The sequence below is a fragment of the Candidatus Thalassolituus haligoni genome (assembly GCF_041222825.1).
Taxonomy (GTDB): domain Bacteria; phylum Pseudomonadota; class Gammaproteobacteria; order Pseudomonadales; family Oceanobacteraceae; genus Oceanobacter; species Oceanobacter antarcticus.
Genome location: NZ_CP139482.1, coordinates 1,479,439 through 1,501,732, shown reverse-complemented (window position 1 = coordinate 1,501,732; position 22,294 = coordinate 1,479,439). Strand labels below are relative to the sequence as shown.

Below are 22,294 nucleotides of genomic sequence, written 5' to 3'. Positions count from 1 at the left end.
CGTACCAAAATGCAAAACAAAAACAGTGAAACCGAATTACGCCAGCGGCTTCATATGCGGAAACAGGATCACATCTTTAATGGTGTGTGAGTTGGTAAACAGCATTACCAGACGGTCAATGCCGATCCCTTCACCTGCGGTTGGCGGCATGCCGTATTCCAACGCGTTGATATAGTCGGCATCGTAGTGCATCGCCTCATCGTCACCAGCGTCTTTCTCTTCGACCTGCTTGCGGAAGCGGGCCGCTTGGTCTTCCGCGTCGTTTAACTCGGAGAAACCGTTGGCCAGTTCACGACCGCCGACAAAGAATTCAAAACGGTCGGTCACAAACGGGTTGGCATCGTTACGACGCGCCAGCGGTGATACTTCCCACGGGTATTCAGTAATAAAGGTGGGCTGATCCAATTGCTCTTCAGCGGTTGCTTCGAAGATTTCACAAATGTACTTGCCTGCCCCCCAAGCGGCCTGCTTGGGCGAGTCTTTGATACCGACCTGCTGGGCGTACTGTTTCAGCGTGTCGATATGGGCTTCAGCATGATTCAGCACGTCGGCGTCCATTGCAGGGTTGTACTTCAGAATCGCATCAACCATGGTCATGCGTTGGAACGGCGCAGCAAAGTCGTAGGTTGATTCGCCATATTCAATGGTAGTGTTGCCCAGCACCGATTCGGCAATAAATTTCAACATGGATTCGGTAATGTCCATCAGGTCGCGGTAATCCGCATAGGCCTGATAAAACTCGATCATGGTGAATTCAGGATTATGGCGGGTGCTGGTGCCTTCGTTACGGAAGTTACGATTGATCTCGAACACCTTGTCGAAACCGCCCACCACCAGCCGCTTCAGATACAGTTCTGGCGCGATCCGCAGGAACATATCAATACCCATGGCATTGTGATGGGTTTCAAAGGGTTTGGCCGTTGCGCCACCCGGAATGCTTTGCAGCATGGGGGTTTCCACTTCCATAAAACCGCGCTGGGACAAGAAGTAGCGAATGCCTTCAATGATTTTTGAACGCATCAAAAACGTGTTACGAGTTTCTTCATTGATGATCAGATCGACATAACGCTGACGATATTTCATCTCCTGATCACCCAGACCATGAAACTTGTCTGGCAGTGGCCGCAAGGACTTGGTCAGGATGCGCAGGTTGGTAATGTCATCAATTTCAACGTACAAATCGCCCTTGCCAGATTTCTGCAAGGTGCCCGCCACGCCGACAATATCGCCGATGTCCAGCAGCTGCCACGCTTCGCTTTCTTTCTGCTTCGGTTTGGCAAGGTAAAACTGGATCGAACCGCTGCTGTCCTGAATCCCGACAAATGGGCCGCCACGACGCATCACACGACCGGCAACCACGACCGGGTGCTGCTCTTCCGCCAGGGTTGCCTTGTCTTTTTCGCCATGCTTGGCTTTTAATTCACCCGCCAAATGTTCACGCTTGAAGTCATTCGGGTGGCCATTTGCCAAGCTACCTTCACGCAGCTGTTCCAGCTTGGCGCGACGCTCGGCAATCAGTTTGTTTTCTTCCTGGGCGGTTTGATTCTGTTCGGTCATTGTTTAACCCGGTTCTGTATAGGGTCGGACGTCGAAGTCAGACGTCGAACCTTATATGTATGGTTTTCAGATCAGACGTCAACACACGGACGTCAGACACTATGTACTCTGTGCGCGGTAGAGATGGCTTGCCGCCGACATGCAATCGGGCCAAGCCACTGACCAGCATCACAGCCCCTTTTTCAGGCTCGCTTCAATAAACTGATCCAGACCGCCATCCAATACCGCTTGCGTATTGCGGGTTTCGACCCCGGTGCGCAAATCCTTGATACGGGCATCGTCGAGCACGTAAGAGCGAATCTGGCTGCCCCAGCCGATATCCGACTTGGAATCTTCCAGCACCTGAGCAGCGGCATTACGTTTTTGCAGCTCGAACTCGTACAACTTGGCCTTCAACTGTTTCATGGCCTGGTCTTTGTTCTTGTGCTGCGAGCGATCGTTCTGACACTGGGTCACGATATTGGTCGGCAAGTGAGTAATACGCACTGCGGATTCCGTCCGGTTAACGTGCTGACCACCGGCACCGGAAGCCCGGTAAACGTCGATACGCAGATCCGACGGATTAATCTCGATATCGATATCGTCATCCACTTCCGGTGATACAAACACAGAAGAGAACGAGGTATGCCGACGGTTGCCGGAATCAAACGGACTCTTGCGCACCAGTCGGTGAACGCCAGTCTCGGTGCGTAGCCAGCCATAAGCGTACTCGCCTTCAACCCGGATGGTCGCGCCCTTGATACCGGCCACTTCGCCATCGGATACTTCCATCAACTCGCCCTTGAAACCATGAGCTTCAATCCAGCGCAAATACATCCGCAACATCATATTGGCCCAGTCCTGGGCTTCTGTACCACCCGAGCCGGACTGGATTTCCACGTAAGCATTGTTGGCATCCAGCTCACCGGAGAACATACGACGGAATTCCAGCGCCTCCAGTTGTTGCCGCAGGTCGGCCAGTTCAGACTCAACTTCAGCGACCGCCTCTTCGTCGTTTTCCTCAACGGCCATATCGAGCAAGTCTTTCAGATCTGCAAGGCCGGTATCAAGGGTGTCGATGGTCTTGACCACCGCTTCCAGCGCGGAACGTTCCTTACCCAGCTCCTGAGCGCGGGCAGCGTCGTTCCAAACGTCGGGTTGAGCCAGTTCCTGCTCTACTTCTTCCAGCCGTTCAGTCTTGTTGGCATAGTCAAAGATACCCCCTAAGCACGTCGGTGCGCGCCGTGAGGTCTTTGATCGTTTCGATGATTGGATTGATTTCCAAAGGGATACCTGTCTGTGTCACTGGTCTGTAAGTCGGTTGTCCCCCACCGTAACGATGAAAGAACAAAAAAGAGGCCGATATTCTACAGAAATTTATAACAGACAGCCACGACGACAGGCAGGTTCACCGTTGCGTGGCCACCGAACCGCCCGTGCGTGGCATTGGTATTTCGGACAGAGACGGTGCTCGTTCCGGACAGGGACAGTGCTCCTTCCGGACAGAGACGGTGCTCGTCCCTACCTGTGGCCGCCGAACGCCTCCGTGCGTGGCATTGGTATTTCGAACAGAGACGGTGCTCGTTCCGGACAGAGACGGTGCTCGTCCCTACCTGTTGTTGGTCAGTTGGTGCTTTATCCAGTTATTTAATGCGTCGGCGACCCGTGATGCAGGTACAAACTCCTGTTCCAACCGACCTTTCGGGCTGTTGAGCAAGTACAAATAAAACTGCTGTTCTGCTGTCGTCAGCCCATTTGGAATTTGCTCTCCTGCTGGAGCCGGTTCTACCACGGCAGCACCAACATGGAATGCTTCGAACGTGGCCTGATCCATCAGTACCGAGCCTATTGCCGGGCGCAGCTGTCTGGCGCGCGCCAGCATGGTTAAGCCCCAGCTGTCCATATCACCCCAATAGAGAATCTGTTTACCGTCAAAGACCCGCGACGCCAGCCAGCCCAGATCCAGACCTGCCCCCAGAATCGCAATGGCATCCAGCTCCGGTAACAGGTGTTCACAGCGTTCGTTTTCGATCACCAAAATACGACGGCAAGGCAAGGGGGTATCAGCCAGTTCACGGGTGCTCAGTCTTAGCCGCTTAAAGGGCAACAGCCCGCTGGTCAGAGGTTTCACCAGCAGCCAATGGTCGGACTCAACCGCTGCATCCAAAAAAGCGTGTAGCCCCTGCTCGCTGGCGGTGCCGTTATAACGCTCGTCCAGCAGTCGTTGCAGTAGCTTGGCGTTACGCTCCATAAATTTAGTATCCACCCCAAACCCTGCCATCAGACGCAGAGGCCTGCCTTGCGCTGCACCGGGCGACAGTGAATCAGCCAGAGAAGCGGTGGTGATCACGTCCTCAACTGGTTTATTGCGCCACAGCGAGCGCTCACGAATCAAGGCGGCGTGGTACACCTGACGCACACGACCGCTAAAAACCAGCTGCTCCAATATCCGGAACTCTTGCTGCACCTGTTCATTCTCAGTAGCAGCGACCCATTCGGTTGGTGTGTGCAAGCGCCAGCACAACGGCAGTTCAACCGCATCCGCCGCAGCCCGGTATTTCACCGCTGTAAAAATGACCTCTCCGACCGTGACAGCCTGCCAGGCCTGCACTTGCTGTCGCACCTCAGCGGTATGGCGGGCAAACTGCTCACCGGAAGGTTTGCCAATCATCAACTCAACCGGCCAGGCCGCCTCTGACAACAAGCGTTCAAGCCGAAGCTCGGTCTGTTGCCATTGCCTGCTCAGCTTTTCTGCCAGATCAGCTGGAAGTTTCATCATTGGCATCTTCCGGCTGACGAATACGTTGCACGCTGCGCTGCTGATACACGATATCGAGTTCCTGCCAAGTCAGCGCGGTCAAGGTCGATGCCATCCCCCGTCGGTGTACCACAATGGCCGAACGCGTGTGATTGCGTAACAACCGCATTTCCTTGTTGGGAGTAATAAACAGCGCGTGTAAACCAAACTCCGTTAGCGCAGCGATAATGCGCCCCGCCACAACATGGGAACTGCGCGAAAAAGCCTCATCCAATACAATGGTGCCAAACAGGGGCCGATTACTGCCATCCGGGCACAGCGCATACGACAGCGATGCCGTTAACACATACGACGCAATAATTTCTTTTTCACCACCGCTGCCACCCTGGGAGCCACTGCGGGTTTCCATCACGCTGCCGGTTGCCCGATCGATGACTGACACCTTGAATTCGAGCCGGAAACGCGGATCAAGCAAGGCCTTGGCGGGTTGGGTGCGCTGACGCTCACAGGCATCCCGCAACAGCGCAATAATGCCGCGCAGCGCTTTGTACTGGCTTTCGCCGTCGTCTTCGACAAAGCGGGCCGATCGCAACGTGGCAATGGCCCGATTAAAAGTTTTCAGACTTTCATGTACCACCTTGCCTGCCACCAGTTGCAGATAACGTCCAGCTTGAAAATCCACACGCCGCAAGGTGCTGTTAACTTCTTCCAGCTTGTCTTCGATACGTTCTACTTCGGCCTCTACCGACATTAGCAACTGGGTGACACCATCGTCAGAGGAACGGTTCAGATATTCTTTGAAGCGGTTTTGCTTCTCTGGCAATGCCTCTTCTGTAAGTAGCTGCAAACGCTGCAAATAGTACGGTACATCAATCAGCTCGCTGCCGGTTTCTGCCAGTGCACCCCGGTCTTCCGTTTTGGCCTTGACCATGGCTCGGGTCAACTCGTTCACCACATTGGCGTGCTGCTTGGCCAGCGTATCGAGTTGCTGTTGCAATGCCTTGGCTGCGGTGTGTTCCAGCTCATCCAGCTCTGCCAGCCGAGCCAGGCTGAACGCTGCCGCAATATCAGCGAACCGGCTAGCGGCTAACTGACGCTGGGATTCCAGCAATCCGGCTTCGGCCCGACGCCAGACTCGGGATTTTTGCGTTTCAGCGTTCTTCAGTTGTTGTTGCCAACCTTCGCTCTGGCGGTTCCGCAGAATCCGTTCATCATCCAGTTGTTTCAGCTGCTGGTTGGCTAGCTCATACGCTGTTTTGGCCGCCGTAACGTCGGAATCGGGGGCTGTTAGTCGTACCAACTGTTCTTGCACATGAGACAGTTCGCGCTGCGCCTGTTCGGTATTCATCAGATCGAACTGGATATCCAGCAGCTGCTGCGACAACATCTGTCGGTGCGTCAACTCAGCTACCGTCGCTTTTGCCCGTTCAACGTCTGCAGCCTGTTGTTTCAAGGTGACCTGAGCTTGCTGACGTTGCTGCTGGACACTGTTCAAACGATCCTGATTGTCGAAGCCCGTTTGCCAGTCCTGATCCAGCCGCTTTTGATCCTGTTTGTCGAAAAACCGAGCCTTGCCAGAGGTTAACCCTTGTTTGGTGATGGCATGTTCGGTATGTCGCAAATCGTCCGGGCTGTTGACGCAGTGCAGATCCAACCCAGCTAACAGGTGTTTGACAGCTTCCCGATAAGGATGCGGTTTGTAATCCAGTTTTTGGGTAAAACCATCGTCCATAAAACGTGCAGTTTGGCTAGGCTGCTTGACTTCAAGGATACGTACATGCAGCTGGTTATTACGCTGATTGACCCAGCGCAGCGCCGCTGCGACCTGTTCCGGTAGCACCAGAATACGCAAGCGGTGACTGCCAATCGCCCGTTCGATAGCGCCACGCCAATCCCGTTCTTGCTCTTTTATCTGCACCAGCTCAGCCACAAAAGGCAATTCATCCTCTTGCAGACCCAGTTCATCGGCCAATAGCGCCCTGAAAGTATGGAATTTGGCCGGGATATTAGAACCGGGCCGCTGCTGGATCGCGGTTATTTCAGCCTCCAGTTGCCGAATATTCGAGCGAATTGCCTGGGCGGCGGCACCCAGCTGAAAGCTGGCTTCATTAGCCTGCTCAAGCGTGTGGCCAAGCACTTCGAGACCCTCGGCTATCACGCGCTGGTTATCCGTTAACGCGGCACGGCTCAGACTATCGTCTAGCCCCAGATTACGACTCATACGTTGATAGTGGCGGGCGTTCTGGTCACAACGATCCAGATTGTTCTGTTTCTCGTGAATCAGTTCTTCCAGATTACGAATATTATGGCCACCCAACTGCAAGTACTGCTCACGCAGGGCATCGCAGCTGCGCTGTTGCGCCTGGACACTTTCTTCCGCATCGACACAGCCTGCCTCGGCGCTTTGAACCTCCGTCACCAGGCGAACACACTCCGCTTTCCAGAGCTGATACGCCTGCTCCCCAAACCAGATGGGCAAAATATCAGCCAGTTGCCGTTGCTCCATCAGTTGGCCATCAATCAGCTGATATTTTTCCCAGTGGGCTTTGACCGGCTCCAGTGAGCGTTGCTGTCGCCGGGCCACTTCCAGCTCTTCATGAATGGCCGTCAGGTCATCGAAGCTGTCGGCCACTTCTAACGCCCGCTCAAACTGGGATGAATCGTCCAGTACCAGCTCGCGGAAAATATCATCAATACTGTTCAGTTGCTTCAGACCAGCCGCCCGATTCAGCAAGTTAAAAGCGTTCTCGCGCACTTCGAAAAAATCCCGAACTCTGGCCAGATAGCCTTTTTTAGCCGGGTAATTCCACAACCCTGTGGTGGTTTTTTCCAGTTTCCGCAGCGCTCGCATACCGCCTTCCTGATGCACTTCCAGCCAGTACTGCAAGGTCTGTTCAGCTGCGGTGGTAAAAAACCAGAGTTTTTTCAAATCAGACGGGGTCGAGCTGATGTCGTCAAACCATAGCAACGCGCCCAGGCGAGCCACGTCCTGACCATTCGACAAGATGGCACAAATACCGGTGACGGTTTTGCCGGATCGAGCGATATGCGCCTGGCCTGCACCGCCATCCCCAGGGCCAGAGACCCCGCGCACATACGAGACCAAATCACGGTCGCTTTCGTGACCTCCCGTCGATGCCAGGTTGTATTTGGGGTTGGCTGTCAGCAGTGTCATCAAGGCATCCACCAGGGTGGTTTTACCACTACCGGTTGGCCCGACAATCGCGGTACCTTCGGCATCAATCTCAGCACTGTGCGGGCCGCCAAAACCACCCCAATTAAAGATTTCCAGTTGTTGCAGACGGTAGGTGGGCTCGCACCCGAACATCTCTTCCTGAGCTGGCATTACGGTTATTCCTCCCGCGCCGAATCATCAGGCTGACCATCGGCCTGCTCACGCAGACCGTTCAGCAATGCTTGCAGGTTTTCCGGGTTGGCCAAATGAGCAATGACAGGACGAATAGTCACCCGGTCGTGGCTGTCCGGGGCGGTGACCAGCCCATGTCCTTTGAGCTGATCCAACAAGGTGATCATGCGATTGCGTTCTTTCGATTCACTGCCACTGTCGCCCAGATACAACTGCAACTGTGGCACCAGTTCATCAATCGCCACCACGGCGTCCGCCGCACCCACACCGGAATCCTGCTCGTAGTTAACAAAATACTGCCGCAATATCGCCACCAACAGTGATTGCTCCAGCGTCAGCCGTTGCTTGCGCACCAGCGGGTGCGACCAGTCGTCTTGCTCCTCGGTCTTTTCAGCCGCCACCACTTTCAGGAACACCAACCCGCGAATGTCATCCACCTGAGCTTGTAAATCCAGCGGTTCCAGAATGGCGTTGATGGCTTCCAGATTCACCACCGCTACCCGATACACATTGGGCTTCAGCGTTTGCTCCAGCAAACCGGTATTCAATAGCTGCTGAGCGGTGTCGCGCAAGCGGCGGTCGGTACGTTCAACGCCAACAACGCCAACAACGCCAACATCAGGAGCGATAACTTGGGGAATACTGCCCTCAGCATGATTATTTTCAGACGATTTTTCAGACAAGTGCGGCGGTTTTTCTGGTGGCTGCGCCGTCGGTTCATCAAAGATACTGGTCATATTCAGAATTCCCAGTCCATGCCCGCAAACGCGGCCGCATCCAGTGACAACAACGGCAGACTGAAGGCCCAGCGCCGGTGCTCAGCATCTGTCAATTCCAGTGATTCGGTGTGGTTCCCGGTTATATCAATACCCGCTTCACGGGCCATTCCAATCCACAAGGCAAAAGTTTCCAGGTCGTGAGTGGGCGGTAATTGCTCCGCCAGCTCCACCAAGCTTAACGGCCGCCCGGCAGCTGCCAATACCGCCAGGGTTTCAGCAATCACCACGTCGCGATCCAGCCCGTCCAAGGCCGCCCAGAACTCCTCGTCGAGATCACCCAGATTGGCCTCTGCGGCGGTAAAATCCAGTGTTTGTTCTGCCGGGTTCTCCAGGTTTTTAAAGCGTAACCGCTCCACCAGCGGCACATTGGCCAGCGCAAACCCCAGCGGCGGTAACGGCGACTCGGCGCGCCGGACTTTTTGCCGTTGCCAATCAACGTCCAGCGCAGCTTTCATAATCTCTGTCAGTATCTGACCGACTTTATGGTGCTCGGCCGCCAGGCCACTTTTCAGAAAACCGCGTACATCCTGTTCACTGCGCGCGCGCGCCTGCAGCACCAATTTACTTTCCTGCGCCAACCGCAGCCGCAACCATTTCAGATCTGTCAGCTGATTGCGGTTCAGTGCTTTAGGCGCTGCCGGATGAGCAAGAATGGTACGAATGCGGTGATTCATATTCTCCAGCTCAATGGTTTGTCGCAATTGCTGAATAAAGCCATCAAATACCCGACCTTCTGGAGTATTTAACAAGGCCGCCTGACCATCCAGCAACCGATCCACCACAACGCCGCGATGGGTCCCCTCAGCCATAATAGACTGGCGCAACAACCGATCTGCCTCCCGCCAGGAATCTTCCACCCGACGAAAATCAGCACTCAACCCGGTCGCCAAGGAAAAGATTTCACGAATACCTTCAATCGCCTCTACGTTAGACAACACCGGAATATCACCCGCCTCCGCAGCGGCCAGCTCCTGCTGCAATTGGGCTATACGCCCCTGCAACGAGGCAATACGACTGGCCGGATTGGGATTAAGCCCGGTTTCGAGTTTTTCTATTTGCGACTGAACGACTGATAGACGGGATGCCGTCGATGTCATGATACGGTTATCGAGGGAATCGACAAACTGAATCGCCGTCGCCAGAGCATCGGTGGCGTACAAACGCTGACCGCGTTCAATCACCAACCCACGCTTGATCCATTCCCGTAACTCGCGCCCCGCCTGTTGACGGGTATTGTCTGGATCAATAGCGAACTCATCTTGCCCGGCATACGCTGCCAGCATCTCCGACAAAGCCTGCAAGGCATCCTCTTCCGCGATACCGTTCTGGGCATGCTCAAATAGCGTGGTTAAACACCCCAGAACCAAAGGCGCACGTGGCGACGCCAACAAACGCCAGGCAGGATGCTGCTGACGCGCATGGATGTACTGGCGAGTACGTTGTTGGGGGGAGAAGTTCATGGACGGCTTCCGCTACTGATTCTGTTCCGGGCACCATGGCCCGGTACTTCCGGGGATTACATCACCTGTTGCAAATTCACACCCAAAGGTGGCGGCTATAATCAGTCTACTGCGTGTCGCGATGCTGATATCGCGAGTGATATTACCGCCGCATCGCCCAAATCACCAAACCGACCACCAGCAAAAAAGGCAACGCCACAACCAACAGTCTGAATGCCATCATCAACAACAGTACACCCAGGATAAAACACAACGGCCCGATAACCACAAACTGGATCAGAGTCCACATTGCTCGATACCCTCCCCGCTGCCAGCATAGTTGATGAGATCCCGCTCTGTCACCCTAGTTGTCCAGTAGGCGTGGCCCCTGAAAGGCGTTTGGGGGAGGTGTCGATCCGGCTGAAATCGGTACTTATGCAGCGCATGCCACTGATGGAGGTGTTCAGGAAACCACTGGATTTGTCAGATGATACGGAGCAGTTGGGGCTGGGATTTGGTTAACCGGACAGTAGTGTCTTCATCTACCAATCGCTTCCACTCTTCAAATAATGATTCCATTTGAGACATAATGCGTTCCTTGAGTTTGCTGCCTAACGCCCGCATTTGCGGCTGGTTTGGAGCGCAGCGGAAAGCCAGTCCGACAACATGCGCTTGTTAGCGCTTGACTTTAGTGTATATGATAGCAATATACAAAAATGATTAATTGGAAGCAAATTACTGGCTTTGACTGGGATGCTGGAAACGAGCGAAAAAATGAGGAAAAACATGCTGTTAGCCGCTTTGAAGCTGAGCAAGTGTTTTTTAACCAGCCCTTGCTGATTTTGGCAGACCAAAAACACAGCCAAAACGAAGCGCGATACCACGCCTTGGGAATAAGTAATGAGGCTAGGTTGCTGCATATAACTTTTACCTTACGCTCTGATGATACTTTGATTCGTGTTATTTCAGCTCGTGACATGCACCGGAAAGAGAGGAACATTTATGAGCAAAGTTAAAACCGTACCTAAGTTTAAAAATGAAGCCGAAGAGCGAGCTTTTTGGGAAAAGCATGACTCTAGCGAATACCTTGATTGGACGCAGGCCCAATCTGTTGCGATGCCGAATTTAAAGCCTTCTACAAAAACCATATCTCTCAGATTGCCAGAAGGCTTATTGGATAGTATTAAAATCGAAGCCAATAAACGCGATATGCCCTATCAATCTCTCATCAAAGCCTGGCTCGCTGATGATGTAAAGCAGAGTCGCAATGCCTGATGGAGTGCTAACGCCAAGTTAAACGGCTGCCGAAGCGTAGCGTAGGCAGTCCCCCGCTCTGTCACCCTAGTTGTCCAGTAGGCGTTTTCGATCATGAGTTTGGCTTCACCGCCGCTGGAGGCGATATTTTCAAATTTGAAGATTTTATAGAGCTCGACTGGCTCGCAGTTAATCAGGATATCTTGCATGGGGGTTCCAGTATAAAAATGGCGGTTTATCGGTACGCAGATGCAGGGCGTTGAGCTTGATAAAGCCTGCGGCGTCTTTCTGGTCGTAGGCACCGGCATCGTCTTCGAAGGTAGCGGTGGCTTCGTCGAACAGTGAACCTGTAGCCTTTTCAGATGCACCACTGGATCTGAGCCGGTACGCCGCCGCTGGCCACTCCGGTGGACAGGAGGCGCGCTATGAGCCAGCTTGAACAGACCCTGAAGCGCTATCGAACCCTGCGTCTGAATGCCCTATACCTGGCCAGTCATGAACTGACACAGCGTCATGGCAGCCGGGTGCAGCGCAACCTGAAACAGGCCGGGTTCTCGTCGGAAAAACACCTGAAAGGCTTTGACTACCACCATCAAACCACCCCATCAAACCACCATCAGCAAACGTCAGGTGAACGCCCTGCTGGACTTCCGCTTCCTTGACGAGCGCCACAACCTGATCCTGATTGGGCCACCGCCACAAAGCGGTGGAAGCCGGTTACCGGGTGCTGTTCCGCAACGCCCTGACCCTGTGGAGCTGGCGGAAAAGAAAGGCGAGCTGAAAAAGCGGCTGAAACAGCTGGGGGGAGTTCTTCCATGAGGACGATGTGGCGGCACCGATCATCGACCGGATTATCCACCACTCGCAGGTGTTTATGATGGGCGGTGAGAGCTACCGGCTGAAGCAGAAACTGGGCAGTTGATGCTCAGAAAGTGGGTCAATTTTATTGGCCAAAGGTGGATCAAAATAGATGGCCATTGACATTCTGGTCAACAAAATCGGACACATTATTTTGCTAATTTGTCGTACTCTACGGGTTTCTGATCACCGTTCGATGAATGTGGCCGTCCAGGTTGGTTGTAGTACTTGATGCTAACCGTCACAATTGCTTCATCTGAGCCTGTGCCAGCAGGCAACCAGTCATGCTTCATCTTCGTATCTGGCCGCAATCCGAAAGACCTGACACCCGTTTTGTGAAGCACTGACGACTGTAAAGAAATTGATTCTTAGCCAATTGATACCGAGCGACATTGAATGGACGCCTCCGGCATTTCACTCAAGACAACCGCCAGCGGCCTTGTTAATCTCTGCTCTTCAGCGCAAAAGCCTTGGCCTCTAACAATAAGTGTCTCTTCTTCAACAAGCGCTTCACTCTTCTATTTTCAGGTATTTTTGTTATGACGTTATCTCTGGTTCTGACTGTAATTGCCGACGACAAGCCTGGCATCGTGGAAACAATGTCTGCTGTTATCAGCCGCCACAACGGCAACTGGACGGAGAGCCATCTTGCCAGTCTGGCGGGTAAATTCGCCGGTATTGTGCTGGTAACGCTGGATGAATCCGATGACGCCGGGTTGCAAACGGAGTTGGCGGCGCTGTCGGCCAGTGGTATCGAGATTAGAGCAGAACGGGGTTTGCTGGATCATGGCGATACACATCAACTGAATTTGAGTCTGGTGGGTAACGACCGTCCGGGTATTGTCCGTGAGGTGTCTCGTGTATTGGCGTCATTGGGTGTGAATGTACTGGAGCTGAACACCGAGTGTGTTCAGGCTGAAATGTCGGCGCTGGCGCTGTTCAAGGCCAGAGCGGAACTGCAGGTGCCCGATACGCTGGATCATGAGGATCTTACCGAGGCGCTGGAGCAGCTTAGTGATGAGTTGATGGTCGAGGTAACGCCCGCCTGATCAGACGGGCGACGGGCATTACATTTATTGTCAATGGACGGCTCAATTATCCCGGTCGCGTCGTAAAATTACAGTCTGCCAGGTGACATTCGGGCGTTCAAGCAGATCACCTCTCCCGGCACGTGGGGTGAGTTCTTCCACCGAGAGTTTGAGTGGCTTGGCGATAGCCCGGACTTCGACCGCACTGACCGGATACATGGGTCGTTCCGGGTCACCGGAACCACTTCGTAGAGTAATCACGATGACACCGGTTTCGGCCAGTAATTGCACCAGCCGCCGCAACGCCAGCGGACGATGGGCAATCGACAGGTGCATCCACACCGCCGACAGCAGGATCAGGTGATAATCTGCATTCGGCACTTTAGCCAACGACGGTAAGGCATCGTCTATCCATACCAGTTTGTCTTGCCCAAGTTCGAGTGCTTGTGAACGCTGCTGGCCAATATCACGCATGCCTGCTGCAGGTTCTACTGCGGTTACCTGCCAGCCTTGCTGAGCCAGCCAGCAGGCATCACGACCGCAACCGGCACCCACATCCAGTGCTCTGGCCCCCGGTTGAACCGGAACCAGTGGCAGCCAGCTTCCATGCACCTGTTCAACAGAGAGTCCGTCGTAACAATCAGCCAATCGCTTGGCATGGCGATGGTAAAAATCAACACTGGCAGTGGGGGATGGCATGACAACCTCAAAAAGAAACGCCATCGCTACGACAATCGTAACGATGGTTTGCGCTCACCCTATCACAACGCCGGTGAGGGGCAAGATTTCAGACAACAGATCAACAAGCGCTCAGGGTTTGTTGCGGGCCTTGCGGTGTTTATCGAGTTTGATCTGACGGATGTTAGCGGTTTTGACAACCGACTCTGCCCGTCGTTTGGTGCGATGGCGGATGTCTTTCTGTTTGTCTGAGAACGGGTTTTCTCCCTGTCGGAATTCCACCCGGATCGGCGTGCCCTTGATATCCAGCACGCGACGGAAAGTATTGGCCAGATAACGTTTGTAGTCGTCTGGCAAGTCGTTCACCAGGTTACCGTGAATCACCAGTACTGGCGGATTCGAGCCACCCTGGTGAGCATAACGCAATTTTGGTCGACGGCTGCGTACCATCGGCGGTTGGTGAGTCGCTACGGCATCTTCCAGAATCCGGGTCAGCATGTTGGTTTGCCATTTACCCATGGCTGATTCGTAGGCCTGGTCCACCGACTCGTACAAGTGACCAACGCCTGTGCCATGCAGCGCGGAGATAAAGTGCATATCGGCAAAGGTGAGGAAGTCGAAACGGCGGTCGAGCTCGTCTTTGACCCGCTTCTTTTCGTCCGCATCCATGCCGTCCCATTTGTTGATGGCAATCACCAGTGCCCGACCAGCGTTGAGTACAAAGCTGAGCATGTGCAGGTCTTGTTCAACAATGCCGGTACGGGCATCCAGCACCAGAATACAGACGTGGCAGTCCTGAATCGCTTGCAGCGTCTTGATGATGGAGAACTTTTCGGCTGCTTCGCTGATATTTTTGCGGCGGCGTATCCCGGCGGTATCAATCAGGGTGTAATCCTGGCCGTGTCGCTCGTAGGGAATATAAATACTGTCGCGGGTGGTACCGGCTTCGTCATACACCACGACCCGGTCTTCCCCCAGAAAGCGGTTCACCAGAGTAGACTTGCCGACATTGGGACGCCCGACGATGGCTATTTTGATGCCTTTGACATCGAGCTCTTCGTGGACGACTTCGGTGACGTGTCCTTCTTCGTCTTCCTCCCAGACGTAGTTCCACTCATCCTCGGATCGGGCGACAGGTTCATCGTGGCTGACGCCATGCAGCTCGTCCATAACGTGATCAATCAGGGTAGAGACACCGCGATTGTGCGCCGCCGCGATCCCCAGAGGTTCGCCCATTCCCAGTTCGTACATTTCAATCAGTACCACATCGGGGTTTTTGCCGTCGATTTTATTCGCCACCAGATACGCCGACTTGCCGCTCTTACGCAGGTAATTGGCAATCATCCGATCACCTTCGAGAATACCGGCGCTGGCATCGACCATAAAAAAGACGATGTCGGCTTCCTGTATCGCCTGAAAGCTTTGAACCGCCATGGCTTCGTCGATACCCACTTCCTCGCCGCTGATACCGCCGGTATCAATCACGATAAACGGGCGCTCACCGACCTTGCCTTCACCATATTTGCGATCGCGGGTCAGCCCGGCAATTTCCGCTACCAGTGCATCGCGGGACTTGGTAAGACGATTAAACAGAGTGGACTTGCCAACATTGGGACGACCCACCAAAGCGATGACTGGAACCATGAAATACCTCAGATAAAAAGGGGAGCCAATAAGCTCCCCGGAAAAACGACCGTGATGGCCAGTAACGACAGACTGACTATTCTGCTACCGTCACCAGCATCACGTCACCGGCATTGGTGTAGACCACAATGCCCTTTTCAGTGATCAATACCGGGCTACGAACGCCAAAGTCACGACCGTGCAGCTGACGCCAGCGTGTGGCTTCCGACTGGTTAGGATAGCTGACGTGCAAGGCATTGGGAACGAGGGATAAACGCGCCAGCAAGGTGCCATCCACTTGGCTCAGGAGATAAAGAAATCCTTCGCTGTCGGTCACTACCAGGTTGTTCCGGTAGGCTTCAACAGCCCCCAGTTGACGCCCCTGCAAACCGCTCTGGGTCCAGACCGGATCACCGCCATATACATCAAAGGCCTGGATTCTGCTGTCGTCCAGGGTCAGGTATACGTTGCCCAGCGATAACGCCGGGCTGGTGTAGCTGGAGCCGTCTTCTTCCCAGCGGGTTTCACCGGTTATGGTGATCGCGGCCACTTTACCATGATAGCTGGCGGCGTAGATCAGCTTGTTGTCCACCACGACGGTGCCATCAGCATCCACCAGTCGTTCCAGCTCGGAGCGGCCTTCGGGTGTGGCCAGACGCACATCCCAGCGCGGAATCCCCAAACGTTTGTCGAGCGCAATCACCTTGCCATTCGCCAGACCCAGTATCACCAGTTCACCGGATACAACCGGCGCGGCAGTACCACGTACCGACAGAATCGGCATGGCGGTTTCGTACGACCAGCGTTGTTCACCGCTGAGCAAGTCAAAGGCAGACACCCGGCCGTCAATGGTGTGAACGTAGACACTGCTGTCGTCCACTCCGGCGGCAGCAACGGCCTCACTGGACAATTGGGCTTGCCAAACTGGCTCCCCCTGCTGTGCCGAAATGCTGTGTAATACACCGTCAACGGTAACCAGCAGCAGATTGTCTCCGGCCAACGTCAGGCCTGCTGACACTGGCATATCCAGTGTCTGATGCCAGCGTTCGCGACCGCTGTCCAGATCCAGCGACCATACCGACCCGGAGGTATCCGCGACGTAGAGTACATTACCATTGGCGACAGGCTGCAAGCGGCTGTACTGGCTGCCAGGGCCGTCACCAATGCTGTTGCGCCAGACAATATCCAGACCGCTACGACCCAGTGAGGAGATATTCTCGGCTGGCGGTTGCGGTTGGGAGGAACAGGCGCCAATCAGCAAGGCAGCCAGCAAGGCACCAACACGTGCCAATATCAGGCGTACAGGCATCAGGCGTCCTCAGCCGCGATCAGAAAATCGGCCTTGCGCTGCAACAACTGGGTATCGACCCCCAGTTCAGAGGCCGCGTCCAGAGCTTCGAGATAAGCGGTACGGGCAGCGGCCTTGTCGCCCTTACGGAACAGCGCATCCCCACGGGCTTCGAGGTACTGCGGCGCATAGGCCGGGTCTGGCACTTCATTTACCAGTGCCAGTGCGGCATCCGGGTCATTCAGTTCAACCAGTACGTCTGCCAGACGGGCCGTAGCCAGATATTTCACCGGTGCTTCTGCACTGTCGACCAAGACTCGCAGCTCGTCTGCAGCACTGTTCATGTCACCGTTGTCGGCAGCAAAACGCGCCAGAAACAGGCTGGCGAACTGGCTGTAACTGCTGCCACTGAAGTCGTTTTTCAGTTTTTCGGCCAGTACCACGGCTTCTTGCTGGGCGGCTTCATCATGGGTGGTTATCGCGGCGGCGGCTTTTTCTGTCATGGTTGTATACAGTGCTGACGCGGTTTCACCGGTTGTCTGTTGCTGATCCTGGTAGAAGTTCCAGCCCATCCAGCCACCGGCTACCACTATGATGGAAACGAGTGTGCTTTTGCCGTGCTCATTCCACCAGCGCTTGAGCATTTCTGCCTGTTCTTCATCCGTACGCAGTTCCGTCATGTCCTGGCTACCTTATTCGTATTCGTTATGTTCATTCGATTTTTATTCGAAATGTATTCAATATGTGTATGACTGAGCGAGCGTTATAGAGGTTACAGCATTGCCTCAGCCAGCCAGTCTGACAAACCGGCCTGCGCAACGGTTTGCTGTTCGGCATCGTTGCGCAAATCTTTGATAGTGATCTGTTGCTCAGCCAGTTCGCTTTCGCCGAGTAACAAGGCAAAGCGGGCGCCACTCTTGTCGGCTTTTTTCATCTGACTCTTGAAGCTGCCACCACCGCAGTGGGTTTGTATCCGCAGCCAGCTGTGTTCTTCCCGCAGGCTATCGGCCAACAGCAAGGCCGTCAGATCAGCACCCTCACCCATGGCACACAGGTACAGATCAACGGTTTGGGTAACTGCTGGCGGAATCACGTCCAGGGTTTCCAGCAACAGGATCAGGCGTTCAACCCCCATGGCAAAACCCACTGCTGGCGTCGGTTTGCCACCCAGCTGTTCCACCAGACCATCGTAACGACCACCGGCACAGACCGTACCCTGGGAGCCGAGCTGATCGGTGACCCATTCAAACACGGTCTTGTTGTAGTAATCGAGTCCACGCACCAGACGCTGGTTGATTTCGTAGCGGATACCGGCGGCATCGAGAATAGCGCGCAGTTTGGCAAAGTGCTCCCGACTGTCGTCATCCAGATGGTCATGCAGCTGCGGCGCATCAGCCAGCAGCGCCTGGGTGTCAGGGTCTTTGGAGTCCAATACTCGCAGCGGGTTGCTTTCCAGACGACGCTGGCTGTCTTCATCCAGCTGGTCTTTGAACTGACTGAGGTATTCCACCAGTGCGGCGCGGTATTCAGCCCGCGCGGCGTTGCTGCCCAGGGTATTCAGTTGCAGTGTGACCGCATCGGTGAGGCCGAGTTGCTGCCACAAACGGGCCGTCATCAGAATCAGTTCGGCGTCGATATCGGACGTGCTGATGCCAAAGGTTTCCACTCCCACCTGGTAGAACTGGCGGTAACGGCCTTTTTGTGGCCGTTCGTGGCGGAACATCGGGCCGGTGTACCACAGCCGTTGGGTCTGGTTATAGAGCAAGCCGTGTTCTTCACAAGCACGGACGCAGCTGGCGGTGCCTTCCGGGCGCAGCGTCAGGCTGTCACCGTTGCGGTCTTCAAAGGTGTACATTTCTTTTTCGACGATGTCCGTCACTTCGCCAATGGAGCGTTTGAACAGATTGGTCTGCTCGACAATCGGCATACGGATTTCGTCATAGCCATGTCCAGCCAGCAGATCCTTGACCGTACCTTCCAGGTACTGCCACACCGGGCTTTGCGCAGGCAGAATGTCGTTCATGCCGCGGATGGCTTGTATTTTCTTGGCCATAATCTCTGGGTTATTCCTGTAGTTCTGCAGTCTCAAGTTCTGCTTTGTTCTGCGGTCTCAGCTGGAGACAATCAGATGTTCACGTTCTTTGTCGAGCTGGTCGGCACGTTCACGAATCAGACGTTCGAGATCATCTACCAGGGTATCGTTATTCAGTTTGCCCGCCGGTTTGCCGTCGATGTACACCAGGTTAGGCTGACCACCGGCCAGCCCCAGGTCGACTTCTTTGGCTTCTCCTGGCCCATTCACCACACAGCCAATCACCGCCACGTCCATATTGGTACGGATGTCTTCGACCCGGCTTTCCAGGTCGTTCATGGTTTTGATGACGTCAAAATTCTGCCGTGAGCAGCTTGGGCAGGCAATAAAGTTAATGCCACGGGAGCGCACTTTCAGCGACTTCAGCATATCCCAGCCGACCTTGACCTCTTCAATCGGGTCGGCCGCTAATGACACTCGAATGGTGTCGCCAATGCCGTCCCATAACAGCAGACCAAGACCAATCGAGGATTTTACCGTGCCACCACGCAAGCCACCGGCTTCGGTGATGCCCAGATGTAACGGTTGTTCGATCTGGCTGGCAATCTGACGATAAGCGGCCACCGTCATAAAAATATCCGATGCTTTCAGGCTCAGTTTGTATTCCTGAAAGTCGAGGCGATCGAGAATATCGATATGGCGCATGGCGGATTCCACCAGCGCTGCGGGGGTTGGCTCGCCGTATTTCTTTTGCAGGTCTTTTTCCAGCGAACCGGCATTAACGCCAATGCGGATCGGGATATTGTTGTCACGTGCGGCATCCACCACCGCCCGTACCCGATCTTCACGACCAATATTACCGGGATTGATACGCAGACAATCGACACCCAGTTCGGCAACCCGCAGGGCTATGCGGTAATCGAAATGAATATCGGCTACCAGCGGAATAGTGACCTGCTTGCGAATCTGACCAAAGGCTTCTGCGGCGTCCATGGACGGCACCGAGACTCGCACGATATCGGCTCCGGCGTCCTGAGCCCGCCGGATTTGCGCGACGGTGGCGGCTACATCGGTAGTTTCGGTGTTGGTCATGGTCTGAATCGAAATCGGTGCATCACCGCCAACAGCGACGTCGCCCACCATGATCTTGCGGCTTTTGCGACGTTTGATCGGATTTTCAAAATGCATCAGTCTGTCTCGCTCGCTTGTGCCTGTGATCAATCTTTGGCGCTGCCCAGGGATTCCTGGTACAGGCGATACTCGTTGGAGTCGGGGAATTGTTTTTTCAATTGCGTCGCTAACCCAATCACTTTGTCGGTATCCTGGTAAATGGTCGCCAGTTTGATACCCAGCCACAGGCTGTGAGACGTGTGACGGGTGTTACCCTTGATCACCAGTCGATCCAGCCGGTCAAAATACTTGCGTGATTCGTCGTAACGCTGGGCCTCGAACAGCAAGGTCGATGCGTTCACCAAAGCGTCAACGTTGTACGGCGACAAACGCAGGGCTTCGAGATAATTATCAATCGCTTTTACTGGTTCATTCTGGCGGTAATAGTTCATTGCCAGGTCGTTGTAGGCATTGGCACGACCGTCGTAATAACGATCACCGGCCGCAGTCTCAAGCCATTTTTCGGCCTTATTGTATTGCTGCATCTGGGCATACAACCGACCCAGGTGATGTTTTGCGGCGGCGTAAGAACTGTCGTTGGAGATCGCCTTGCGCATAAACTCTTCCGCCAGGTCGTATTCTCCTTCCATTTGCCAGACCAGCCCCATCGCGTCGTTGGCCGGTGCATGGTCAGCATCAATCGACAGCGCCTTTTGCAGCCGCTGACGGGCCAGATCCGGGCGATTCTGTTTCAAATAGCCAAAACCGAGCTGGGTATAGTTTTCCAACGCCTTGTCCGGGTTCTTGTTTTTTTGCAAACGGCTTTCGGTGGTAGTGACACAGGCCGTCAAAACCAGCGTCAGGGTAATCATGAGCAGTTGCTGCAAGGTGTTGCTGAGTTGTCTCATACCTGAGGGCCTTATTGGTTGGAATCCAGTTGCACCGCATTGATATAGCGCTCGCTGCGGCGCGTACGATCCTCGACCTTGCCGACCAGCTGGCCGCAAGCGGCGTCAATATCATCACCGCGTGTCGAGCGTATCGTTACAATATGATTCTGACTGACCAGATGATCGCGGAAACGGTAGACACGATTATTACTCGGACGTTTGTAACCTGAATTCGGGAACGGATTAAACGGGATCAGATTGATCTTGCAGGGCACCTGTTTCAGCAGTTCAGCCAGCTCGATGGCATTTTCCAGGCTATCGTTCACCCCTTCCATCATGGTGTATTCAATGGTGGCTTTGCGACGATCAGGCAGTCTGGCCAAATAACGATTGGTCGCGGCAATCAACTCGGCAATCGGGTATTTGCGATTGATTGGCACCAGTTGGTTACGCAGCTCGTCATTCGGGGCATGCAGAGACACAGCCAGGGAGACATCGGTCACTTCACCCAATTTATCCATCATCGGCACCACACCCGACGTACTCAGGGTTACCCGACGTTTGGACAAGCCGTAGGCGTTGTCTTCCATCATCAGGTGCATGGCGTCAACCACGTTGTCGAAATTCAACAGCGGTTCGCCCATGCCCATCATGACCACGTTGGTAATACGACGTTCACGCCGTTCACCTGGTCCATGAAAGCTCATCGCAGCAACGTACACCTGGCCGATAATTTCGGCCACACTCAGATCGCGGTTAAAACCCTGTTTGCCGGTGGAGCAAAAGCTGCAATCGAGCGAGCAACCAATCTGTGAGCTGACACACAGGGTGCCGCGTTCTTTTTCGGGTATGTAGACGGTTTCAATCGAGCTGCCTCCAGGCATCCGCATCACCCATTTGCGGGTGCCATCGGTAGAAATATCTTCGTAGACCACTTCAGGCAAGCGTATTTCTGCGATCTCAGCCAGTTTGGCGCGCAGGGGCTTGCCCATATTGGTCATTTTTTCAAAATCGGCTTCGCCATACTGATGGATCCACTTCAGCATCTGCTGGGCACGGAATTTCTTTTCACCGATATCGATGAAAAAGGCTTCCATTTTCGCTGGAGACAAGCCCAGCAGATTGATCTTTTGAGTGGTATCGGTCATCGAGCTGTTACCTGGCGTAGCGCTTCCGAGCAGGAAAATACAGAACGAACGGGAGCAAACCGCTCCCGTTCAGACAAAATCAACGGGCGCAGATTTCGTCGGCAGAGAAGAAATACGCGATTTCACGAGCCGCAGATTCGGCAGAGTCAGAACCATGTACTGCGTTGGCGTCAATGCTTTCAGCGAAGTCAGCGCGGATTGTACCGGCAGCGGCTTCTTTCGGGTTGGTAGCACCCATCAGTTCGCGGTTCAGCAGGATAGCATTTTCGCCTTCCAGTACCTGCACAACAACCGGGCCGGACGTCATAAAAGCAACCAGATGCTTGTAGAAAGGACGTTCCTTGTGCTCAGCATAGAAACCGCCAGCTTTGTCGTCGCCCAGGCGAACCATTTTGGCTGCAACGATGCTCAGGCCGGCCTTTTCAAAACGGGCCATGATGTCACCGATTGCATTTTTGGCAACTGCGTCTGGTTTAACGATAGACAGCGTGCGTTCAACAGCCATG

Annotated in this window: 22 protein-coding genes; 6 read left to right on the top strand and 16 right to left on the bottom strand. The window is 54.2% G+C overall.

Annotated elements, in window-relative coordinates; genetic code table 11:
• Nucleotides 1–36: 36 nt before the first annotated feature.
• The 7 genes from lysS to SOJ49_RS06755 form a co-directional block, all read right to left on the bottom strand.
• The gene (lysS, locus tag SOJ49_RS06785; RefSeq protein ID WP_369857477.1) at nt 37–1,557 is read right to left on the bottom strand and encodes a lysine--tRNA ligase; all 1,521 of its coding nucleotides are present in this window, start codon (nt 1,555–1,557) and stop codon (nt 37–39) included.
• Between the two features lie 168 nt (nt 1,558–1,725).
• Nucleotides 1,726–2,827, bottom strand: a protein-coding gene (gene prfB, locus SOJ49_RS06780) for a peptide chain release factor 2 (RefSeq protein ID WP_369858043.1) whose coding sequence is annotated in 2 segments (ribosomal slippage) — nt 1,726–2,748 and nt 2,750–2,827 — 1,101 coding nt in all. Because the reading frame shifts where the segments join, the coding sequence is not laid out codon by codon here.
• 318 nt (nt 2,828–3,145) lie between these two features.
• Nucleotides 3,146–4,315, bottom strand: coding sequence for a DUF3322 domain-containing protein (locus SOJ49_RS06775; RefSeq protein WP_369857476.1), 1,170 nt, complete (start codon nt 4,313–4,315; stop codon nt 3,146–3,148).
• Complete coding sequence (locus SOJ49_RS06770) at nt 4,296–7,640, bottom strand: ATP-binding protein (RefSeq protein ID WP_369857475.1); 3,345 nt, start codon at nt 7,638–7,640, stop codon at nt 4,296–4,298. Before SOJ49_RS06770 ends, SOJ49_RS06775 begins: the two co-directional genes overlap by 20 nt.
• 5 nt (nt 7,641–7,645) lie before the next feature.
• Nucleotides 7,646–8,398 (bottom strand): DUF4194 domain-containing protein, encoded by a 753-nt coding sequence (locus SOJ49_RS06765; RefSeq protein WP_369857474.1) that lies wholly within the window; start codon nt 8,396–8,398, stop codon nt 7,646–7,648.
• 2 nt (nt 8,399–8,400) lie between these two features.
• Nucleotides 8,401–9,900 carry a DUF3375 domain-containing protein gene (locus tag SOJ49_RS06760; RefSeq protein ID WP_369857473.1) on the bottom strand — a complete coding sequence of 500 codons (1,500 nt, stop codon included), beginning with the start codon at nt 9,898–9,900 and terminating at the stop codon, nt 8,401–8,403.
• A 142-nt stretch (nt 9,901–10,042) separates the two neighbouring features.
• A complete protein-coding gene (locus SOJ49_RS06755) occupies nt 10,043–10,189 on the bottom strand; it encodes a hypothetical protein (RefSeq protein WP_369857472.1) in 147 nt (48 codons plus the stop codon).
• 406 nt (nt 10,190–10,595) lie between these two features.
• Between SOJ49_RS06755 and SOJ49_RS06750 the strand changes: the two genes are divergently transcribed.
• From SOJ49_RS06750 to SOJ49_RS06725, 6 genes are all read left to right on the top strand, one after another.
• The gene (locus tag SOJ49_RS06750) at nt 10,596–10,895 is read left to right on the top strand and encodes a BrnT family toxin (protein WP_369857471.1); all 300 of its coding nucleotides are present in this window, start codon (nt 10,596–10,598) and stop codon (nt 10,893–10,895) included.
• Entirely contained in the window at nt 10,882–11,154 is a 273-nt protein-coding gene (locus SOJ49_RS06745; protein WP_369857470.1) for a BrnA antitoxin family protein, read from the top strand. Before SOJ49_RS06750 ends, SOJ49_RS06745 begins: the two co-directional genes overlap by 14 nt.
• Nucleotides 11,155–11,558: 404 nt before the next feature.
• Nucleotides 11,559–11,795, top strand: coding sequence for a hypothetical protein (locus tag SOJ49_RS06740; RefSeq protein WP_369857469.1), 237 nt, complete (start codon nt 11,559–11,561; stop codon nt 11,793–11,795).
• Nucleotides 11,764–11,952 (top strand): hypothetical protein, encoded by a 189-nt coding sequence (locus SOJ49_RS06735; protein ID WP_369857468.1) that lies wholly within the window; start codon nt 11,764–11,766, stop codon nt 11,950–11,952. The genes SOJ49_RS06740 and SOJ49_RS06735 overlap by 32 nt, the downstream gene beginning before the upstream one ends.
• 7 nt (nt 11,953–11,959) lie before the next feature.
• A complete protein-coding gene (locus SOJ49_RS06730) occupies nt 11,960–12,055 on the top strand; it encodes an ATP-binding protein (protein WP_369857467.1) in 96 nt (31 codons plus the stop codon).
• Nucleotides 12,056–12,530: 475 nt separating this feature from the next.
• Complete coding sequence (locus tag SOJ49_RS06725; RefSeq protein WP_369857466.1) at nt 12,531–13,040, top strand: glycine cleavage system protein R; 510 nt, start codon at nt 12,531–12,533, stop codon at nt 13,038–13,040.
• 42 nt (nt 13,041–13,082) lie between these two features.
• Here the strand turns inward: SOJ49_RS06725 and SOJ49_RS06720 are convergent, their stop codons facing one another.
• The 9 genes from SOJ49_RS06720 to ndk form a co-directional block, all read right to left on the bottom strand.
• Nucleotides 13,083–13,718 (bottom strand): class I SAM-dependent methyltransferase, encoded by a 636-nt coding sequence (locus SOJ49_RS06720; RefSeq protein ID WP_369857465.1) that lies wholly within the window; start codon nt 13,716–13,718, stop codon nt 13,083–13,085.
• A 111-nt stretch (nt 13,719–13,829) separates the two neighbouring features.
• Nucleotides 13,830–15,341 carry a ribosome biogenesis GTPase Der gene (der, locus tag SOJ49_RS06715; protein ID WP_369857464.1) on the bottom strand — a complete coding sequence of 504 codons (1,512 nt, stop codon included), beginning with the start codon at nt 15,339–15,341 and terminating at the stop codon, nt 13,830–13,832.
• A gap of 76 nt (nt 15,342–15,417) precedes the next feature.
• Nucleotides 15,418–16,629, bottom strand: coding sequence for an outer membrane protein assembly factor BamB (gene bamB / locus SOJ49_RS06710; RefSeq protein WP_369857463.1), 1,212 nt, complete (start codon nt 16,627–16,629; stop codon nt 15,418–15,420).
• Nucleotides 16,629–17,288 (bottom strand): YfgM family protein, encoded by a 660-nt coding sequence (locus tag SOJ49_RS06705; RefSeq protein ID WP_369857462.1) that lies wholly within the window; start codon nt 17,286–17,288, stop codon nt 16,629–16,631. Before SOJ49_RS06705 ends, bamB begins: the two co-directional genes overlap by 1 nt.
• A 92-nt stretch (nt 17,289–17,380) precedes the next feature.
• Nucleotides 17,381–18,661 (bottom strand): histidine--tRNA ligase, encoded by a 1,281-nt coding sequence (gene hisS, locus SOJ49_RS06700; RefSeq protein ID WP_369857461.1) that lies wholly within the window; start codon nt 18,659–18,661, stop codon nt 17,381–17,383.
• Nucleotides 18,662–18,718: 57 nt separating this feature from the next.
• On the bottom strand, nt 18,719–19,828 hold the full coding sequence (gene ispG, locus SOJ49_RS06695) for a flavodoxin-dependent (E)-4-hydroxy-3-methylbut-2-enyl-diphosphate synthase (protein WP_369857460.1): 1,110 nt from the start codon (nt 19,826–19,828) through the stop codon (nt 18,719–18,721).
• Between the two features lie 29 nt (nt 19,829–19,857).
• Nucleotides 19,858–20,658 (bottom strand): tetratricopeptide repeat protein, encoded by an 801-nt coding sequence (locus SOJ49_RS06690; RefSeq protein ID WP_369857459.1) that lies wholly within the window; start codon nt 20,656–20,658, stop codon nt 19,858–19,860.
• Nucleotides 20,659–20,669: 11 nt separating this feature from the next.
• Nucleotides 20,670–21,788, bottom strand: coding sequence for a 23S rRNA (adenine(2503)-C(2))-methyltransferase RlmN (rlmN, locus tag SOJ49_RS06685; protein WP_369857458.1), 1,119 nt, complete (start codon nt 21,786–21,788; stop codon nt 20,670–20,672).
• Nucleotides 21,789–21,867: 79 nt separating this feature from the next.
• Nucleotides 21,868–22,293 (bottom strand): nucleoside-diphosphate kinase, encoded by a 426-nt coding sequence (gene ndk, locus SOJ49_RS06680; protein ID WP_369857457.1) that lies wholly within the window; start codon nt 22,291–22,293, stop codon nt 21,868–21,870.
• Nucleotide 22,294: the final 1 nt, after the last annotated feature.

Excerpts from the sequence above, each read along its gene's own strand:
- lysS (WP_369857477.1), bottom strand. The coding sequence starts at position 1,557 with ATGACCGAACAGAATCAAACCGCCCAGGAAGAAAACAAACTGATTGCC.
- SOJ49_RS06775 (WP_369857476.1), bottom strand. The coding sequence starts at position 4,315 with ATGATGAAACTTCCAGCTGATCTGGCAGAAAAGCTGAGCAGGCAATGG.
- SOJ49_RS06770 (WP_369857475.1), bottom strand. The coding sequence starts at position 7,640 with ATGCCAGCTCAGGAAGAGATGTTCGGGTGCGAGCCCACCTACCGTCTG.
- SOJ49_RS06765 (WP_369857474.1), bottom strand. The coding sequence starts at position 8,398 with ATGACCAGTATCTTTGATGAACCGACGGCGCAGCCACCAGAAAAACCG.
- SOJ49_RS06760 (WP_369857473.1), bottom strand. The coding sequence starts at position 9,900 with ATGAACTTCTCCCCCCAACAACGTACTCGCCAGTACATCCATGCGCGT.
- SOJ49_RS06755 (WP_369857472.1), bottom strand. The coding sequence starts at position 10,189 with ATGTGGACTCTGATCCAGTTTGTGGTTATCGGGCCGTTGTGTTTTATC.
- SOJ49_RS06750 (WP_369857471.1), top strand. The coding sequence starts at position 10,596 with ATGATTAATTGGAAGCAAATTACTGGCTTTGACTGGGATGCTGGAAAC.
- SOJ49_RS06745 (WP_369857470.1), top strand. The coding sequence starts at position 10,882 with ATGAGCAAAGTTAAAACCGTACCTAAGTTTAAAAATGAAGCCGAAGAG.
- SOJ49_RS06740 (WP_369857469.1), top strand. The coding sequence starts at position 11,559 with ATGAGCCAGCTTGAACAGACCCTGAAGCGCTATCGAACCCTGCGTCTG.
- SOJ49_RS06725 (WP_369857466.1), top strand. The coding sequence starts at position 12,531 with ATGACGTTATCTCTGGTTCTGACTGTAATTGCCGACGACAAGCCTGGC.
- SOJ49_RS06720 (WP_369857465.1), bottom strand. The coding sequence starts at position 13,718 with ATGCCATCCCCCACTGCCAGTGTTGATTTTTACCATCGCCATGCCAAG.
- der (WP_369857464.1), bottom strand. The coding sequence starts at position 15,341 with ATGGTTCCAGTCATCGCTTTGGTGGGTCGTCCCAATGTTGGCAAGTCC.
- bamB (WP_369857463.1), bottom strand. The coding sequence starts at position 16,629 with ATGCCTGTACGCCTGATATTGGCACGTGTTGGTGCCTTGCTGGCTGCC.
- SOJ49_RS06705 (WP_369857462.1), bottom strand. The coding sequence starts at position 17,288 with ATGACGGAACTGCGTACGGATGAAGAACAGGCAGAAATGCTCAAGCGC.
- hisS (WP_369857461.1), bottom strand. The coding sequence starts at position 18,661 with ATGGCCAAGAAAATACAAGCCATCCGCGGCATGAACGACATTCTGCCT.
- ispG (WP_369857460.1), bottom strand. The coding sequence starts at position 19,828 with ATGCATTTTGAAAATCCGATCAAACGTCGCAAAAGCCGCAAGATCATG.
- SOJ49_RS06690 (WP_369857459.1), bottom strand. The coding sequence starts at position 20,658 with ATGAGACAACTCAGCAACACCTTGCAGCAACTGCTCATGATTACCCTG.
- rlmN (WP_369857458.1), bottom strand. The coding sequence starts at position 21,788 with ATGACCGATACCACTCAAAAGATCAATCTGCTGGGCTTGTCTCCAGCG.
- ndk (WP_369857457.1), bottom strand. The coding sequence starts at position 22,293 with ATGGCTGTTGAACGCACGCTGTCTATCGTTAAACCAGACGCAGTTGCC.